The following is a 16,514-nucleotide window of genomic DNA, read 5'->3' as shown; positions in this document are numbered from 1 at the left end:
CCTAACCCGTTTTGACTTTGAAAATCAGAAACTACCGTTGGCTGATCGTCGTGCTGGTATTTATCGCCACGACCATCAACTACCTCGACCGCCAGATTATCGGCTTATTGAAACCCATCCTTGAAAAGGAATTCGACTGGACCGAGACGGATTATGCCCGAATCGTGATGGCCTTTACGGCGGCCTACGCCATCGGGCTGGCGGTTTCAGGCTGGCTGATCGACAAAACCGGCACCAAACTCGGGTACACTCTCACCATCGTATTCTGGAGCGTAGCCGGGATGTTGCACGCCGTTGCCCGGAGCGCGGTCGGTTTCGGGCTGGCCCGGCTGGCGCTGGGTCTGGGCGAAGCGGGCAACTTCCCGGCGGCCGTCAAAACCGTGGCTGAGTGGTTCCCAAAGAAAGAGCGGGCGCTGGCTACCGGTATTTTCAACGCCGGAACGAGCGTTGGGGTGGTGGTGGCGCTGGTGCTGGTACCGTGGATTCTGACGCACTACGGCTGGCAGGAAGTCTTCTGGATCACGGGCGCGCTGGGCTTCGTCTGGCTTGTTTTCTGGCTCATTCTATACGACATTCCAGCCCGGCAAAAACGCCTGACCGACCAGGAACGAAACCTCATTACCAGCGGGCAGGAGGAACCCGAAACCGAGCGGTTTTCGATCAACTGGTTCCGGCTGTTTACATTGCCGCAGACCTGGGCGTTTGTGGTGGGTAAAGCCTTTATCGACCCCATTTTCTGGTTTTTCCTGTTCTGGTTACCCTCCTATTTTTCGTCGCGGTATCAACTGGATCTGAAGAAAATCAGTCCGGAATTGATGATCATTTACACCGCAACCACCGTCGGCAGCATCGGGGGCGGGTACCTGTCCTCCCTGCTTATCAAACGGGGGTGGCCCACCCTGAAAGCCCGGAAAACCGTCCTGTTCGTCTTCGCCATTCTTGAAGTTTCCATTATTCTGGCCCAGTTTGCTACTAATATTTGGATGGTAGTGGCGCTGATCAGCCTGGCGGTGGCTGTGCACCAGGCCTGGGCGACGAATGTCTTTACGATCGCTTCCGATTTATTCCCGAAGCAGGTCGTCAGCTCCGTGGTGGGGATTGGGGGCATGGCGGGGGCAGTGGGGGGCATCTTTTTTCCAATTTTGGTAGGATCTCTGCTGGATTCCTATAAATCGGCCGGTAACTTAGCGGGTGGTTACAATGTGTTGTTCACCATTTGCGGATTCACCTACCTGACCGTCTGGGTGCTGATTCACCTGCTGACCCGGCGGGCCAAAATGGTGGAATTGAATCAGTTGCTTTAACCCAACTTACCATGAAGATTTTTACCCGAACCGGTTTTGTGCAGGGGCTTACGGTTTTCTCACTGCTCGGCGTCTGGATGGCCTTTGGTGGCTGGGTGCGCAAACCGGCTGCGCAAACGCCCAATGTGGTCCTGTTTTTTATTGACGACCTTGGTTACGGCGATCTGTCGTGTTATGGAGCCTTGGGTTACACCACGCCCAACCTCGACCGCATGGCCGCCGAAGGAACCCGGTTTACGAGTTTTCTGGCCGCCCAGGCGGTTTGCAGTGCCTCGCGGGCGGCTTTGCTGACGGGTTGCTACCCGAATCGGCTGGGGATTGCCGGGGCGTTTGGGCCCGAATCGGTGGTGGGACTGAATCCCGAGGAGGAAACGATTGCCGAGTTGTTGAAGGAAAAAGGCTACGCGACCGGTATTTTCGGGAAGTGGCATCTGGGCAGCCGGAAGGAGTTTCTGCCGTTGCAGCAAGGTTTTGATCAGTACTACGGCGTACCGTATTCGCACGACATGTGGCCGCTGCATCCCAACCAGAAAAACGCCCATTACCCGCCCCTGCACCTGATCGAAGGCGACACGCCAAGCCGGGAAGTCAAAACGCTGGAGGATGCCGCCGAACTGACGCCTTCCATTACCGAACGAGCCGTCAACTTCATTCGGAAACATAAAAAAGCCCCGTTTTTCCTGTACGTACCGCATCCGCTCCCACACGTTCCGTTGGCGGCTTCGAGCCGGTTTCGGGGCAAAAGCGGGGCCGGTTTGCTGGGCGATGTGATGCAGGAACTCGACTGGTCGGTGGGGCAGATCCTGCAGGAACTGAAAAAGCAGGGGCTTGACAAAAACACGCTCGTCATCTTCACGAGCGACAACGGTCCCTGGCTCAATTACGGCGATCATGCGGGATCGGCGGGCGGTTTTCGGGAAGGCAAAGGAACGTCGTACGAAGGTGGTCACCGGGTGCCGTGTATCGTTCGCTGGCCGGGCGTGGTTCCGGCGGGCCGGGTTTGCAACAAACTGTTGACGACGCTGGAAATTCTGCCGACCGTCACGAAACTCTGCGGAGCGCGCTTGCCGAAAAAAGCCATCGACGGCGTCGATATGGTGGCGCTGTTGAAAGGCGATGAAACCGTCACGCCCCGCGATCGTTTCTATTATTACTACCGCAAAAACAGCCTGGAAGCTGTGCGGCAGGGGGACTGGAAGCTCGTTTTTGCGCATCCGGGCCGCACCTACGAAGGCTTTCTGCCGGGCAAGGGTGGTCAGCCGGGACCCAGCACCGAAAGCCACCGGTTTCCGCTGGCCCTCTACGATCTCCGGCGCGATCCGGGTGAGCGGTACGACGTGCGTGAACAAAATCCCGACGTCGTGGCCCGACTCGAAAAACTGGCCGAAGAAGCCCGCACGGACCTGGGCGACGAGTTGCAAAACCGGGAGGGAACGAATACGCGGCCGGTGGGAAGGGTAACGAAGCCGTAATTTGCTTCAATACTAAAAAAGGCAGGGCAGGCCGTCGATTTGCCAGCCCTACCTTTTCTATCCGGATCATTTCTTAACCTCTCTCTTTACTTCTTCGTCAAAAACCAGGATTGGTATTTTTAAATAAGCGGAATAATATTTTTCGGTCATCAGTTCAAACTGATAGTGATGTTTCCCAAACCGTCGGGCATTTTTATGGACATAACTACCCCAGAATGAGACGATATCAGAGGGTTTATATTTATTTAACTCCTCGTTTTTGATGCGTTTTCCGTCCAACCAGATGCCAAATTTGTCCGGGTTTTTCCAGTCGTTAAATTGTGCATCAGTCGGCGATTTTCGGGGTTCAGGTGGCAGCTCTATGACGTGTTTTTTCTCTTCTGGCGTCAATTCTGAATACTTTTTACCCCTCATTTCTTTGTTAACCCAGCCTATAACCTGGATGTTTTTATAGCGTTCTTCTAGTGATAAATCAGGCACCACCGGGTCGGTTTTTTTCGGGGCAGGTGATGCCGGTTTGGCGTCCTGGGCCGAGGTGTCAATGCTTGATAGACCCAATAGGGTGGAAACGACTAGCAGCATACTGAATTGGAGGATTACTGCTTTTGTGAAAGAAGTTTGTTTCGTCATCATGAGAAATCGTCGTTTGGTCGTTTGAAAGGTCAATAAACTGCTTAAGTTTTGAGTAGGCTGTTTGGTTACTTTGCTGAGGATCAGCCGCTGATAGGCGGTGATTTGCCGATAGCGGCTATTTACGGCATCGTCGGCCAGGAACTCATGATTGAGTTTAATGGCGGTTTTTAGCCAATACAGTACGGGATTGAACCAGACAAAAACCAGCAGAAATTCGATACCAATCACATCGAGTGAATGCCGTTGCTGAACGTGTGTCAGTTCGTGTGTGAGTAGCTCCGGTTCGATCTGGTTTTGGTCATAAAGTTCTTTGTTGATAAAGATGTAGCGTAAAAACGTATACGGAGCAGTAATAGAACGCTTTAGAACGAGTGTCGCTCCTTCAAATGGTCGCTTTTCGTTTGATTTTATCGAAGCACATAAGAACCAAACATTTCGGATAAAGCGCAGTAAAAGGAAGCCGGTGATTAAACCGTATAGTATGCTAAAAACCGGAATGGTTATTCCTGGTTGTTCGTGTTCAATAAGCTCGGAACTGGCCGGTTTAAATGACTGAAGCGGAATTTCCGGAACACTTTTAAGAGCTGGAACCAACATCGATTTAGGAAATAAATCAACCGGAACCAGCGGAGTAAGAAACGAGAAAAGGATGCTGGCTAACAGGTAAAACCGGTTGAAGCGGTGCATCTTTTCATTCTCCAGGACGAGTTTATAGGCCCCAAAAAGAACCAGCAAACAGATTCCCGATTGCAGCAGATACAGTATCATGATTTCTTCTTTTTAAGTTCATCGTCGATGAGGTCGCGCAGTGTTTCCAACTCGTTGGCCGACAAATCGGATTGAGTGGTAAAAAAGGAGGCAAATTGCGAAGCTGAGTTGTTGAAAAAGTTCTTGATCAATCCGTTAACCTGACGGGAGAAATAATCTTCTTTGCTCACAAGCGGATAATACTCCCGCGAGTTGCCATACTCCCGATACCCCACAAAGCCTTTGTCGGCCATGCGTTTGAGTAAAGTTGCAACCGTAGTGGTAGCGGGTTTGGGTTCCGGGTAGGCGTTCAGCAAATCCCGCATGAAGGCGTTGCCCGCTTGCCAGAGGTAATGCATCAGGGTTTCTTCGGCTTCGGTTAGTTTCATTTTCTACAAAAATAGAGTTTATTCTACAAATGTAGAAATTTCTGACGAAATAAAAAAACTGAATGTGAATTTTTAGAGGACGGATCGACGTGTCTATACGTCAAATTGACGATCATTCATTAACTTGGCGTCATCTTTTGAAACGTTATGCAAAACTGGCTGACGATACTGGCTTTTCTAATTATCCCGGTTTATCAAAGCGCGGCCCAGGATCAGTTTCTGGGTAGAGCCATCAATGAAGTGAGATCCCAACTGGATAAAAGGCGGATTGTGTACACGGAACAGACGTCGCCGATGGGGGATATGACGACGCTTTCGTACAGCGTATCGGAAACCAGTCCCAACCGGGTAGACTTGTTTTTTTCGCACGCACTGAGCTTTCCGCAGGCCAACCAGAACCGGTGTAACCAGGTCATCAGCATTCCCATGCTACAAAAACCCTGGGTGCCTGATACACTGGAAAACCGAATGCTGGAATCCGGTTACAAAAAACTGGACGATGGTCGGTTTGTGCACGAGAAATTTGATCAACTTGTTATCCTGGACTACGTAAGGGATACGCAACAGCCGAACGTCCGGATGCTGCGGCTGGTGTTTCGCCAGAGACCAAAACCGGCTGAGAAGTAGTGTTTGACCGTTTTTCGCCAGTTGACTTCCTGCATTCCGGTTTTCAAAAAGGATTCTGCAACACAAATCCGTTCCAGTCGAGGGCCGACTGGTAGAAGTATTCCCGCCAGTTGCCGATCAGGCCGTCGCGGATGCGGACGCTCACCATGCCGTGGACGGTTTTGTCGTAAGTGAGCGAAAACTCGCCGGAGCCAATCTGCGTCTGCTCATCGAACGCCAAATGGTGCCAGACCATCTGCGCCACTTTCGGGCGACCTTTGAAGCCCCCGAAAAATTCAAAAATCCGGTCGCGACCCCGGTAGATCTGCTTGTTGGGCGGTTCGGAGTAAATGGCGTCGAGGGCAAAACAGTCAGCGGCTTTCCGGCCGTTGTTTTCGTTCAGGCCGTCGGCCACGGTTTGCATCAAGCGCAGGAAGTCGGCCCGGCTGATGGGTTTGTGTTTCACCGACTGGGCGGGTGAGGCTTTGGAAAAGGCTAAAAAGAAGAAGGCAACCAGTAGGAATGTTTTCATAGAAAAGGGAAGACTCCAAACTGCAACGACCAGCCAGGCCGGTAGATTGTCAAACCGCTGCGGATTGTCCTAAAATTTCGTTGGCCGCCCGAATGCCCTGGTAAAATGCTTCCTCAAAAATCGAGATGCCACTCAGGTCGGAATGGGCGAAAAAGAGCTTGTTGTTGATCGGCTGGGCGGCTTTTCGGCGGGCTTCTCCGCTGATAAAACCGGGGGTCGGCGCAATCATGCCGTGGCCCCACACCCAGCAATCGACCTGCGATACGTAGGCCGTCACGCCCGGATGCGCTGTTTCAAGTTCGGCCAGAATGAGCCGGAGCCAGTCGTCGTAGGTGGTTTGGTACGCTTTCCGGCGGGCGGCTTCGGGTGGTTCCTGCACCAGCGGCCAATAGACCGTAATTACTTTCGGGTCGCGGGCGTGCAGAAGCTGGTGGGTAGCCGTGACGTACCCGACCGATGCGCCCCCGAAAATCACATTGTCCCAGCAAAGCGACATACCCCGGCCCTGCGGCAGTCCGCTGACGGTCAGATTTGCCACCAGCCAAGGCGCGTACTGAAAAGCGGTGTTGGCCGGGTTGCAGGAAACAAGCCGCTGCGTGATAAACTGGGGCGTTGCCAACAACACTTTCCGGGCCTGAATCGCCACGGTTTTTTGCTGCGAAACATTGTACACCAGCGCCCGAACACCGGTTTTGTTTTCCTGAAGGTTAAAAACCAGACAATTAGATCGGATCGGCGACTGGGCCTGTTTCGCCAGTTGTTGCGCCAGAAAACTGTTCCCGTTCGGCCAGGTCAGCACCGAATTGGGGTCGGCATTGGCCGCGACGCCTTTACGGGCGGCAAAATAATGCAGTCCGGCCCAGGCCGAGGTCGTGGCCAGGGTGCTGCCGTAATCGTCTTTGCACCCATATTCCAAATACCAGCGGAGGTAGGGCGAGGTAACCTTTCGTTCGTTCAGAAATTGCTCGAACGAAATGGCGTCCCACTGCCGGAATTGCGCATCGGTAGAAGACTGGTCGAGCGGAATGGCAAATGCATCCCGGCCATCGCGTCCTTTGGCTTTTTTTAGCATTTCGATCAGGTCAAAAAACCGGGCAATTTGCCTTTTTTCGTCTTCCGGAACGCCCACTTGAGGCACCAACCCTTCCTGCCAATGGCCTTTGATGAACAGCCGTTCTTCGGGATCATGGCAAAGAAAATACTCGTTGTACACCGGTAGTCCGTTGGCGTCAGAACCGGTGATGGCGTCCGATTCTTTCAAAAAATCAAGCAGTTCGCGGTTGCGTAAATCAGGAATGGGCAGGTAGTGAGCCCCCCACGGATAAGCCGAAACCGTATTGTGACCACTGGCCGCATTCCCGCCCACTTGCCCGTCCATCTCGACCAGCAACACATCCTTGATCCCGTTTTGCCAGAGCCAGCGCCGGGCCGACAAACCCGCCACGCCACCCCCGACGATCAACACCCCGGTTTCCAGCGTTTCGGTTGGTGGGGGAAGCTGTTCGGGATTCCGAAGCAAGTGGCCGACCCGGTGATTGGCCCCCACTATGCCGCCCTGAATGTGCGCGATCGAAGCCGCCGACTGGCAACTGCTCAGACTGACCGATCCAGCCAGCAGGGCCGAGGCTGAAAAACCGGCGGCCTGTTCGAGAAACCGTCGCCGGTCCGGCGAATCCGGCCGGTCAGTGGGCGTAGGGCGTCCAGTCATCTTCAAAATAATGCACCAGCACCTGGTTGTTGAGTTTGTTGATCTCGGTAGGCACCTCGGCCATGTCGGGCGGAAAGTGCAGCATGTCGTGAATCGTTCGGGAATTGATAAACCGCAGACCGTTGGGCAACGGCCCATCGCCCCGCCAGTGCTGGTTGCGCAGGGCCAGCACGAAGCCCCACTCGCCGAACGACGGCACGTAGGCGTGGTACGGAATGGTGTGAAAACCGGAAGCCGCCAGCGTGTTGCGGATGCACCAGAACGATTGCCGGGCGATGTAGGGCGAAGTCGATTGCACGACGGCCAGCCCCGCTGGTTTCAGCAGTCGGTGCAGTTCCTGGTAAAACGCCGTGCTGTACAATTTGCCGATGGAATAATTCGAGGGGTCAGGGAAGTCGATCACAATCAGGTCGTAACGCGCCGAATCCTGCCGGACAAAATTGTACGCATCTGCGTTGATGACCTGTACTTTCGGCGACAGCAACGATCGTTCATTCAACTTCAGCAGGAGGTCATTTTCCCGAAAAAGCGTCGTCATGCCGGGGTCCAGATCGACCAGCGTTACTGTCTGAATCTGCGGGTATTTCAGGATTTCGCGCACGGCCAGCCCATCGCCCCCGCCCAGTACCAGCACCCGGCTCGCTTGCGGAAGCGCCTGCAAGGCCGGATGCACGAGGGCTTCGTGGTAGCGGTATTCGTCGGCGGAGCTAAACTGGAGGTTGCCGTTCAGGAAAAGCCGGAGTTCGCGGTTGCTAGTCGTCAGCACAATACGCTGGTAGGAAGTGCTTTTGCTGTAAATCACCTTGTCCTGAAACGTCAGGTTTTCGGTGTAACTCATGATTCGTTCGGCATAAACAAAACCAACCAGCAAGGCCAGCGACGCGAGAACGATGGCCGTCGTAAGCGAGCGCCGATACGGTTTGGTGTCGGAAAACTGGTACAGCAGAAACCAGGCGACGCCGGTATTGAGCAGGCCGAAAAACAGCGAGGTGCGGATCAGCCCAAGGTAGGGGACCAGCACCAGCGGAAAGATCAGCGACGCCAGTAGCGCCCCGATGTAATCGAAGGTAAACACTCTGGAAACCAGATCTTTGAACGTCAGCTGATTTTCCAGAATCCGCATCAGCAGCGGGATTTCCAGCCCTACCAGCACCCCGGTCAGGCTGACGAGGGTATAAAGAATCAACCGGAACGAAGCCGCATACTCAAACAATACAAACAGCAGGGGCGCGCTGCCACCGCCGACGATGCCGACCAGAATTTCAATCCGGATAAACCATTGTAACAAATTGCCATCCAGGTATTTGGACAACCACGAGCCAATGCCCATCGAGAACAGATAGACACCGATGATGGTCGAAAACTGCGTCACCGAATCGCCCAGCAGGTAACTCGCCAGCGTTCCGGCGACCAGTTCGTAGATGAGTCCGCAGGTGGCAATCACAAAAACCGACAACAGCAGCAGCAAATGCCGGTGCCGGTCGGGCGGGTTACTCATGGATGGCCGAGCTGATGATGATGGCAACCGCAATCATGAACGCAGCCGCCAGGATTGCCAGCGCCACGTTTTGCTCGTCGACGATCTTTTTCCAAAGGTTTTCGGGGGCCAGTTTTTCGATGATCACGAAACAGACCACCAGAATCAGAATGCCGACCAGCGAGTAAACGACGGACGGAACGATGTACTTGAGGGTAGACAAATCCATGCGTGAAACGAGTTATTTGTGGTAAAACCGGTTATGGCGACCGTATGACCGGCCACCCGAGCCTTTCTTGTAGTTTTCGAGCTTATCGACGCTTTCGAGGTCGTCGCCCAGCAGCCGCGAACCGGACATCCCGGTCCAGACAAAACCGGCCAGCAGCAAACCGCCCGCCAGGGCGAAGAATTTAGCTTTCGTGAAATGTTCGCGCATTTTTTGATTGAATGTTTTGGATAGGAACACGGATGCAACGGATTGAACAGATTAAAACAGATTTATCTGTTAAATTCCGTTGCATCCGTTTATTTCGCGTACCTATCACGGCCCGTAATCACTTTGTTCCCAGCGTTTGTGTTCAAAGGATTTGTCCTGAATGAACAGAATGATGGGGTAGAGCGCAATCAGAAAAAGCAACAAAAAAAAGTTGGAATACAGGATCGGATTTTGAACGACCTTCACCTCAAAGTTGACCCGGTTTTTACCTTCCGACGACGGATAAAAATTCAGGTGGTAGTTCCCGGCCGGGATGCGCGACAGCACGGCTTCGTCTTCCTGCGCGCCCTCCGACCAGCTTTCTCCGTCTTCGTAGCCGTGGTAATACTCCACAATCCGCGTGAATTCGTAGGTTTGACCGGATTGTTCATGAATCAAACTGACCGGTAATTCGAGCCAGTTGTTGTCGACATCCACTTTCAGGTTCACGCCGACAGCCGCCGGGCCGTCGAGGACGAACGACCGCGACACCAGTGGCTCCGACCGGCTTTGTTGGGTCGAATCCGAATCCCAGTAAAACGACTGGCTGAAAACCGTCTTTTGCGGTTTCAGGATAAAAAACACCACTTGCAGCACTACCACGGCCAGCGCCAGCCGGGTTGCCAGCCAGCCTGCGGATTTGCGTCGGGCAGCCGTTTTGGAAGGTTGTATCGCACCTACGCCCAGCGGTTGCGGAAGCGCCGTTTCGCCCAAGCCGAAGGCTTTCGCAATTTCCTGGGGTGTTTTGTATTCCGCTTTGTACCACTCGGTTTTCTGGCTGGTTGCTTCCCGGCTCAACAGGTAAGGCGGATGAATGTACTCCGAAACCGTCAGGTGTTGATCCTCCAGAACATTCCAGTAAAACTCGCCTACGACATTCAGAATCATGCCGTTATAGCGGTTGAACAAGGCGTATTCCCGGTTTTCGTGAATAATTCGCTGATTTTTATCTTCCCGAAAATCACCTTCCAGCGGCCGAATAACCATCCAGTGGCCTTTGTACTCCGACAGCATCTGGTGTGCCGCGTCTTTCGTCATCAGCACATATTCGAGCCAGGGTTCGTCGTACTGAATTTCCCGTTTCCGCATAATGCCCGTCACCCGCACCCATTGGCCGTCAAGGTAACCTTCGGACCCGATCGACAAAGCCGGCGCTGTTGGGAGAGGGGGATAAGCCGTGATGATTTCCATCGGACCGGTGTCGCCATACCGGAAATAAGTCACACATTGCGGACAGGCAAAGTAAATGCTTTCCGCTAGGTCATACCCCGGAATCGGGGCCTGGCAGTGGGGGCAATTGAACGAAGTTTCAGGAATGGCAGGGTCGGTGGGCATGGGTTTAGCTAATGATCAACGGGAAATTTCCTGTTCATTCAAAACTGCCGTAGCCTCAAAAATACGTAAAGATTCGGCATAAAACCGTCGGACTTTGGGCGTGTTATCGTGTTGAAAATTAGACAAAAAAACGTCGAACGTGGCCAAACCGCTTTCGGGCCAGGTGTGAATGGAGACGTGCGATTCGGTCAGGCAGACCACCGCTGTGTAACCACCGTTCGGAAAGGCATGGTACACCTCGCCGACCTTTGCCAGGCCCAATTCCTGAATCAACCGATTAAAACCGCTGCGGCAACGCTCCACGTCGGTCAGGGCCGGGAGCGGGGCTTCAAAGGTCGATAAAATGTGCAGGCCGGGACGGTAGGCGTTCATAACCCGCAAGATAGAAGTTCCTACTTATTTTTTAGGAAAATTCTGGGCTAAAAAAAACGGGTCGGCCTTCGCCCAGCCTTGCCGGGCAAGTTGGCGTTCACGCTCGGCGGTGGCTTTGTCGCCTTTTAAGTCGGCCAGCCGGGCGAGGGCGAAGTGGGTGCCGGGGTAGTACGGGTCGTGTTCGGCCAGGACCTTGGTGGCTTCCTCGGCAAAGTTGTTCAGCTTCAGTTGGTAAGCCACCTGCGCGATGGTTTCCAGTTGGAACAGGGCTTCGATCCAGGGGTCGGGGCCGGTCTGGTCGCGGGCGCTGGCCTGAAACTTGCGGATGTCGGCCATCCCTTTTTCCCGAACGGCGGGGTCGTGGAGCGCAATCAGGGCCGACAAAAACTTTGGATGCGGGTCCAGCCAGGCATTCAGCCAGTCGGTCTGCGCTTCTTCTTTGGCAACCACCAGTTCGGTTTTGGCGGCTTTCAGCGACGCCCGGGCGGCTTCAAGTTGCTGTTTTCGCAGCGCGATCATTCCTAACAAATAGTGCCCGATCACGCGTTCGCCGGGCGTTTGGCCCTTCGTCATTTCCTGGGCGATGGGTACCGCTTCGGTATCCCGGTTTTGTGAAATCAACAGCGTCGGATAGCCCATTTTGTTGTAAAACGTGCGCTCCAGGTTGATTGGTCGCTTAGTATTAAACCGTTCTTTTACCAGTTCTTCCGCTTCCCGAATCCGGCCCTGGTATTGGTAAGAAAGGGCCAGCAGCGAGATGTTGTGAATGTGGTGCCAATCGTACATCGACTCGTAGTTTTCGTTGGCATACAAGCCCCGCTCGATGGCGTCGGTCTGTTTCATTTCCGCAATGGCCTCGTCGACGTTCCCGGTTTTCATCAGGTCGTGGGCGTACATGTGGAGCGCGTGGGCCAGATTCGGGGCCAGCCGGGCGTAGGCTTTGCCGTGTTCCAGGGCTTGTTTGTAATCCGTCATGCCCTCATACGCGTGAATCAAATAATGGTGAGCCGCCGGATGATTCGGATGCATCTGAAGGACTTTTTCGTAAATGGCGATGCTGGCCGTGGTGGAGCCTTGCCCTCGGCCCGTGGCAAATTTCTCGTACGAGTTGCCGGACAATAGCCACAATTCCGGGTCGGTCGGAAACCGCCGGACGATGCCGTACACTTTGTTGCGGTAGTCGTTCAACAACTTCTGGTTGCTCAGCGAATCGACAGCCTTCAACTGTGCAAACCGCAATTCCACGTGCGCTTTTTCGCGATCGGACGCATACTTCGACAGCGATTTCGCTTTTTCGGCGGCTTTCAGGGCGGCTTTGTTGTCTTCCAGTTGCAGAAAAACGCGACTCAGGCCGACGTACGCCATGGCCAGCGTCGAATCCTGTTTGAGCGCTTCGTGAAACGAACGAGCGGATTCCACCAGCGCGTAGCCGTGCAGATAGGCCATGCCCTGTTCGAAATAGGCCTGTGCCTTCGGATTTTGGGTGGAGGTGGGCGTGGGGTATTGTCCGACATTCGGCCGCAGGGCCACGGTTTGCGTCAGCAGCGATTCCGGAATACCGCCGACGTGCATGGAACCACAGATCGGCGCGGAGGGAATCGTCGGTTCGGCGACCGGTTTTGTCACCAGCAGTTGTGTTTCCGTCGGTGAAAATTCGCCCATCAGCAAGGTAACCAGCAGGATGGGCAGCAGTGAGTGTGTATAGAGACGCATATAGTACCCACGGACTTTAGTCCGTGTGAGTTGATAAGACCCATAAGATGGAATTAAAACAAAAACACGGACTAAAGTCCGTGGGTACGTAAAGATAGCAATATCTTGATTGGAGGATTTACCGTTTCCTAAATCGCTCTATTTAAAACCGGCCGACAACTTTTGCTCCGCTGGCTAGTTATCTTTCAAAAAACGAAACAAGCTATGGAACGAATGTATATTGTCCGGGCCGTCGGGACCGACGACCAGGGCGTCGAAACCCCCACCACGATCCCGATGAAGCTGGATCACGAACCCGTTTCCCGACTGATCGAAGAAGATCTGGATGCCCAATATCCGCACCTGAAACACCGGGTAACTGAAATCGAAGAACTCAAGTCGCCCGAACAGGTGGAAGACTGGCAGCACTCGTACCTGGGCTCGGTCTTCGGCTCCGAGCATTCGGAGGAGAAGGAGTGAGTCGAAAGAATGCTAAATAATAAATGATGAACGCTAAATGATAAAGTGCCGGTTTTCGAACTACTTTATCATTTAGCGTTCATCACCGCGCGGGCGGCCCCGTTTACATTCTTTTTTATTTCAACAGCTCCCTCCCTTTCGCCAGGGCGCGGTCGAGGCCGGTGGCGTCGGAGCCGCCCGCCGTGGCAAAGAACGGTTGTCCACCGCCACCGCCCCGGATTTCCTTCGCCAGTTCCTTAACGAGGTTCCCGGCGTGGAGATTTTTATCTTTGATCAGCTCGTCCGGGAGCATCACGGCCAGTTGCGGTTTTCCGCCAATGTCGGACCCCAGCACCACCGCCAGGTTGTCGAGTTTCGCTTTCAGGTCATAGGCCAGTTGCTTTAGGGCATCGGCCGAGGGCACGTCGACGCGTTCCACAATCACGTAGTGGCCGTTGCTGGCGTGTACTTTCGTCAGCAAATCCGCCTTGACCTGCTGCAATTTCTCGGCTTCCAGCGCATCGATTTTTTTCTGCAACTGGCTGCGCTCGTCCAGCAACGCCTGAACGGCTTTCACGACATCCTTCGGCGCTTTCAGCAGTTCCTTCAACTGATCGAGCGTGGCTTGCTGTTCGTTCAGCAGGGCGAGCGCTTTTTCGGCCGTCACGGCTTCAATCCGCCGGACGCCGGTCGAAACCGAGCCTTCGGAGGTAAACTTGAACAGACCAATCTGCCCCGTCGCCGGAACGTGCGTACCCCCGCAAAGCTCGACGGAGTAGCTGGGGTCGAAGGTAATCACGCGCACGAAGTCGCCGTATTTTTCGCCGAACAACGCCATCGCGCCCAGCTTTTTGGCTTCCTCGATCGGCACGTTGCGTTTTTCGTCCAGCGGAATGTTCTCCCGGATTTTTTGATTGACAATTCGCTCCACTTCCGTCAGTTCGTCGTCGGTTACTTTGGCAAAATGCGAGAAGTCGAACCGCAGCGCATCCGGCCCAACGTATGACCCTTTTTGGGCCACGTGCGTGCCCAGCACATCCCGCAAAGCCGCGTGCAGCAGGTGGGTCGCTGAGTGGTTGTCAGAAATGGCGGTGCGCCGGTCGGCATCGACTTTCGCCAACACCGCCGAGTGGTTATCCAGCACCGTTTCCAGATCCTTGTCGTTGGAAATATGGATAATCAGGTCGTTTTCTTTCTTCGTGTCGGCAATTCGAATCAGGACTTTTTCGTCGCCAACCTGTAATTCCAGACTGCCCGTATCGCCAATCTGGCCCCCCGATTCAGCGTAGAAGGGCGTCCGGTCGAGCACAATCTGGTATTGGGTGCCTTGCTTGTTCTGCACTTTCCGGTATTTGGCAATCCGGGCTTCGGCCTGCGTCTGGTCGTAGCCCAGGAACTCCACACCGTCAATATCATGCAGTTCGGTCCAGTCGCCGGTGGAAGAAGAGGCATCTTTCCGCGAGCGGGCTTTTTGCGCTTGCAGCGCTTTCTGAAAACCGGCTTCATCGATTGAAAAGCCATTTTCCCGAGCAATCAGAGCCGTTAAATCGACCGGAAAACCGAAGGTGTCGTTCAGTTCAAAAACCGTCTCGCCATCGATGGTTTTCTGGCTTTTTTCGGTTAGTTCGGCGGTGATTTTGTCCAGCAGTTTCAGGCCGTTTTCCAGCGTCCGTAAGAAAGCCGCTTCTTCCTCCCGAATGACAGTAGCCACAAAATCACGCTGGGCGTTTAGTTCGGGGAAGACGTCGGCAAATTGCAGCGCCAGCGTCGGGACCAGTTTCGTCAGGAACGGTTCGGTAAAACCGAGGTACGAATACCCGTAGCGAACGGCCCGGCGCAGAATCCGGCGGATGACGTAGCCCGCCCGCGCGTTCGACGGAATCAGGCCGTCGGCAATGGCGAACGAAACCGCCCGGATGTGGTCGGCAATCACGCGCATGGCAACGTCCGGGTACTCGCGTTGCGAACCGGTGTAGGTGATGCCCGATAGTTCTTCGATGACCCGGATCGTGTTGGTAAACACGTCGGTATCGTAGTTGGAAAGTTTGCTTTGAATCGCCATGCAGAGCCGCTCGAAGCCCATGCCGGTGTCGACGTGCCGGGCGGGCAGCGGTTCCAGCGAACCGTCGGCCTTGCGGTTAAACTGCATGAACACCAGGTTCCAGATCTCGACCACCTGCGGGTGATCGGCGTTGACGAGTTCTTTACCCGGTTTTTGATCGACTTCCGCTTGAGGGCGCAGATCGACGTGGATTTCGGAGCACGGACCGCATGGCCCCGTGTCGCCCATTTCCCAGAAGTTATCTTTTTTGTTGCCGAGAATGATGCGGTTTTCACCCACAATTGGTTTCCACAAATCCCAGGCTTCCTGGTCGAACGGAACGCCGTCTTTCTCATCGCCCTGAAACACCGACACATACAGCCGGTCTTTCGGGAGTTTATACACCTCCGTCAGCAGTTCCCAGGCCCAGCTAATGGCTTCTTTCTTGAAATAATCGCCGAACGACCAGTTGCCGAGCATCTCGAACATCGTGTGGTGGTAGGTGTCGAAACCGACATCTTCCAGGTCGTTGTGCTTGCCCGACACGCGCAGGCATTTCTGGGTGTCGGCCACGCGCCGGGCGGGCGGTGTGCCGTTGCCCAGAAAAAAATCTTTGAATTGGGCCATGCCCGAGTTGTTGAACATCAGCGTCGGGTCGTTTTTGGCAACCAACGGGGCTGAGGGCACAATCAGGTGGTCTTTTTGGCGAAAGAAATCTAAAAAATGCTGGCGAATTTCACTTGAGGTCATGATGCTGGGCGGTTGACGGCGGCCGTCGAATGCGCCGGTCGTCGGGCAAATCGTCGGGCTATCGTCCAAAGTTTTTGCAAATTTAAGCTATTTTCGCCGTTAAGATTCAATTTGCTCACGCACTAATTCGCGCACCGGCGTGATCGGCAACCATGGAGGAGTTAACCAAACGGTATTACGGCATTCGGGAAGTGGCCGACATGCTCGGGGTGAATATTTCGAAACTGCGGTTTTACGAAAAGGAATTCCCGACGCTCAAGCCCCGGAAAAACCGGGCAGGTGACCGGATTTATACCAAAGACGACATCGAACACCTGCACGAAATTCTGGAATTGGTCGAGGAAAAAAAACTGACCCTCGAAGGCGCCCGCCAGCACCTCAAATCGCGCTCCTCACGCCAGAATGAAATCAAACAGATGGTCAGCCGCTTACAGGAAATCCGCCGGTTCCTGGTTGAGACGCGGGATCAGTTGGAGGGGTAGGTTTGCGGTTTACAGTTTTCGGTATTCAGTTTACGGTTTT

Annotated in this window: 16 protein-coding genes; 5 read left to right on the top strand and 11 right to left on the bottom strand. The window is 54.1% G+C overall.

The genetic code is table 11. The features are described from left to right. The first annotated feature begins 17 nt into the window (after nucleotides 1-17). Nucleotides 18-1,304: an MFS transporter gene (locus ACO2Q8_RS02085; protein ID WP_423343111.1), complete on the top strand. Its 1,287-nt coding sequence runs from the start codon at nucleotides 18-20 to the stop codon at nucleotides 1,302-1,304. A 77-nt stretch (nucleotides 1,305-1,381) separates the two neighbouring features. Continuing rightward, nucleotides 1,382-2,776 (top strand): sulfatase family protein, encoded by a 1,395-nt coding sequence (locus ACO2Q8_RS02080; RefSeq protein WP_423343232.1) that lies wholly within the window; start codon nucleotides 1,382-1,384, stop codon nucleotides 2,774-2,776. Between the two features lie 66 nt (nucleotides 2,777-2,842). Here the strand turns inward: ACO2Q8_RS02080 and ACO2Q8_RS02075 are convergent, their stop codons facing one another. Further along, a complete protein-coding gene (locus tag ACO2Q8_RS02075; protein ID WP_423343110.1) occupies nucleotides 2,843-4,177 on the bottom strand; it encodes a M56 family metallopeptidase in 1,335 nt (444 codons plus the stop codon). Further along, entirely contained in the window at nucleotides 4,174-4,545 is a 372-nt protein-coding gene (locus ACO2Q8_RS02070) for a BlaI/MecI/CopY family transcriptional regulator (protein WP_423343109.1), read from the bottom strand. The genes ACO2Q8_RS02075 and ACO2Q8_RS02070 overlap by 4 nt, the downstream gene beginning before the upstream one ends. A gap of 147 nt (nucleotides 4,546-4,692) precedes the next feature. Between ACO2Q8_RS02070 and ACO2Q8_RS02065 the strand changes: the two genes are divergently transcribed. Continuing rightward, a complete protein-coding gene (locus ACO2Q8_RS02065) occupies nucleotides 4,693-5,172 on the top strand; it encodes a hypothetical protein (RefSeq protein WP_423343108.1) in 480 nt (159 codons plus the stop codon). A gap of 43 nt (nucleotides 5,173-5,215) precedes the next feature. Here the strand turns inward: ACO2Q8_RS02065 and ACO2Q8_RS02060 are convergent, their stop codons facing one another. From ACO2Q8_RS02060 to ACO2Q8_RS02025, 8 genes are all read right to left on the bottom strand, one after another. Then, on the bottom strand, nucleotides 5,216-5,683 hold the full coding sequence (locus tag ACO2Q8_RS02060; protein ID WP_423343107.1) for a nuclear transport factor 2 family protein: 468 nt from the start codon (nucleotides 5,681-5,683) through the stop codon (nucleotides 5,216-5,218). A 49-nt stretch (nucleotides 5,684-5,732) separates the two neighbouring features. Beyond that, nucleotides 5,733-7,391 (bottom strand): FAD-dependent oxidoreductase, encoded by a 1,659-nt coding sequence (locus ACO2Q8_RS02055; protein WP_423343106.1) that lies wholly within the window; start codon nucleotides 7,389-7,391, stop codon nucleotides 5,733-5,735. Beyond that, nucleotides 7,366-8,889 (bottom strand): polyamine aminopropyltransferase, encoded by a 1,524-nt coding sequence (locus ACO2Q8_RS02050; protein WP_423343105.1) that lies wholly within the window; start codon nucleotides 8,887-8,889, stop codon nucleotides 7,366-7,368. Before ACO2Q8_RS02050 ends, ACO2Q8_RS02055 begins: the two co-directional genes overlap by 26 nt. Next, the gene (locus ACO2Q8_RS02045) at nucleotides 8,882-9,097 is read right to left on the bottom strand and encodes a DUF350 domain-containing protein (protein WP_423343104.1); all 216 of its coding nucleotides are present in this window, start codon (nucleotides 9,095-9,097) and stop codon (nucleotides 8,882-8,884) included. The genes ACO2Q8_RS02050 and ACO2Q8_RS02045 overlap by 8 nt, the downstream gene beginning before the upstream one ends. Before the next feature lie 12 nt (nucleotides 9,098-9,109). Further along, nucleotides 9,110-9,304, bottom strand: coding sequence for a hypothetical protein (locus tag ACO2Q8_RS02040; protein WP_423343103.1), 195 nt, complete (start codon nucleotides 9,302-9,304; stop codon nucleotides 9,110-9,112). 105 nt (nucleotides 9,305-9,409) lie between these two features. Then, entirely contained in the window at nucleotides 9,410-10,678 is a 1,269-nt protein-coding gene (locus ACO2Q8_RS02035) for a DUF4178 domain-containing protein (RefSeq protein ID WP_423343102.1), read from the bottom strand. Nucleotides 10,679-10,693: 15 nt separating this feature from the next. Next, entirely contained in the window at nucleotides 10,694-11,050 is a 357-nt protein-coding gene (gene speD, locus ACO2Q8_RS02030) for an S-adenosylmethionine decarboxylase (protein ID WP_423343101.1), read from the bottom strand. 24 nt (nucleotides 11,051-11,074) lie between these two features. Continuing rightward, on the bottom strand, nucleotides 11,075-12,763 hold the full coding sequence (locus tag ACO2Q8_RS02025; RefSeq protein ID WP_423343100.1) for a hypothetical protein: 1,689 nt from the start codon (nucleotides 12,761-12,763) through the stop codon (nucleotides 11,075-11,077). A 204-nt stretch (nucleotides 12,764-12,967) separates the two neighbouring features. On the opposite strand from ACO2Q8_RS02025, the gene ACO2Q8_RS02020 reads away from it, so the two are divergent. Further along, on the top strand, nucleotides 12,968-13,222 hold the full coding sequence (locus ACO2Q8_RS02020) for a hypothetical protein (RefSeq protein ID WP_423343099.1): 255 nt from the start codon (nucleotides 12,968-12,970) through the stop codon (nucleotides 13,220-13,222). Nucleotides 13,223-13,337: 115 nt separating this feature from the next. On the opposite strand, the gene alaS is transcribed toward ACO2Q8_RS02020, so the two are convergent. Then, on the bottom strand, nucleotides 13,338-15,992 hold the full coding sequence (alaS, locus tag ACO2Q8_RS02015) for an alanine--tRNA ligase (protein WP_423343098.1): 2,655 nt from the start codon (nucleotides 15,990-15,992) through the stop codon (nucleotides 13,338-13,340). A gap of 152 nt (nucleotides 15,993-16,144) precedes the next feature. On the opposite strand from alaS, the gene ACO2Q8_RS02010 reads away from it, so the two are divergent. Further along, nucleotides 16,145-16,474: a MerR family transcriptional regulator gene (locus ACO2Q8_RS02010; protein WP_423343097.1), complete on the top strand. Its 330-nt coding sequence runs from the start codon at nucleotides 16,145-16,147 to the stop codon at nucleotides 16,472-16,474. Nucleotides 16,475-16,514: the final 40 nt, after the last annotated feature.

Source organism: Larkinella sp. VNQ87 (assembly GCF_049445795.1).
Lineage (GTDB): Bacteria > Bacteroidota > Bacteroidia > Cytophagales > Spirosomataceae > Larkinella.
This window is presented reverse-complemented; position numbering and strand designations above follow the sequence as displayed.

Bases quoted from the DNA above. Each gene is read 5' to 3' on its own strand.
- alaS (WP_423343098.1), bottom strand. From the start codon at position 15,992: ATGACCTCAAGTGAAATTCGCCAGCATTTTTTAGATTTCTTTCGCCAA.
- ACO2Q8_RS02050 (WP_423343105.1), bottom strand. From the start codon at position 8,889: ATGAGTAACCCGCCCGACCGGCACCGGCATTTGCTGCTGCTGTTGTCG.
- ACO2Q8_RS02080 (WP_423343232.1), top strand. From the start codon at position 1,382: ATGGCCTTTGGTGGCTGGGTGCGCAAACCGGCTGCGCAAACGCCCAAT.
- ACO2Q8_RS02055 (WP_423343106.1), bottom strand. From the start codon at position 7,391: ATGACTGGACGCCCTACGCCCACTGACCGGCCGGATTCGCCGGACCGG.
- ACO2Q8_RS02075 (WP_423343110.1), bottom strand. From the start codon at position 4,177: ATGATACTGTATCTGCTGCAATCGGGAATCTGTTTGCTGGTTCTTTTT.
- ACO2Q8_RS02045 (WP_423343104.1), bottom strand. From the start codon at position 9,097: ATGGATTTGTCTACCCTCAAGTACATCGTTCCGTCCGTCGTTTACTCG.
- ACO2Q8_RS02040 (WP_423343103.1), bottom strand. From the start codon at position 9,304: ATGCGCGAACATTTCACGAAAGCTAAATTCTTCGCCCTGGCGGGCGGT.
- ACO2Q8_RS02060 (WP_423343107.1), bottom strand. From the start codon at position 5,683: ATGAAAACATTCCTACTGGTTGCCTTCTTCTTTTTAGCCTTTTCCAAA.
- speD (WP_423343101.1), bottom strand. From the start codon at position 11,050: ATGAACGCCTACCGTCCCGGCCTGCACATTTTATCGACCTTTGAAGCC.
- ACO2Q8_RS02025 (WP_423343100.1), bottom strand. From the start codon at position 12,763: ATGCGTCTCTATACACACTCACTGCTGCCCATCCTGCTGGTTACCTTG.
- ACO2Q8_RS02070 (WP_423343109.1), bottom strand. From the start codon at position 4,545: ATGAAACTAACCGAAGCCGAAGAAACCCTGATGCATTACCTCTGGCAA.
- ACO2Q8_RS02020 (WP_423343099.1), top strand. From the start codon at position 12,968: ATGGAACGAATGTATATTGTCCGGGCCGTCGGGACCGACGACCAGGGC.
- ACO2Q8_RS02035 (WP_423343102.1), bottom strand. From the start codon at position 10,678: ATGCCCACCGACCCTGCCATTCCTGAAACTTCGTTCAATTGCCCCCAC.
- ACO2Q8_RS02065 (WP_423343108.1), top strand. From the start codon at position 4,693: ATGCAAAACTGGCTGACGATACTGGCTTTTCTAATTATCCCGGTTTAT.
- ACO2Q8_RS02010 (WP_423343097.1), top strand. From the start codon at position 16,145: ATGGAGGAGTTAACCAAACGGTATTACGGCATTCGGGAAGTGGCCGAC.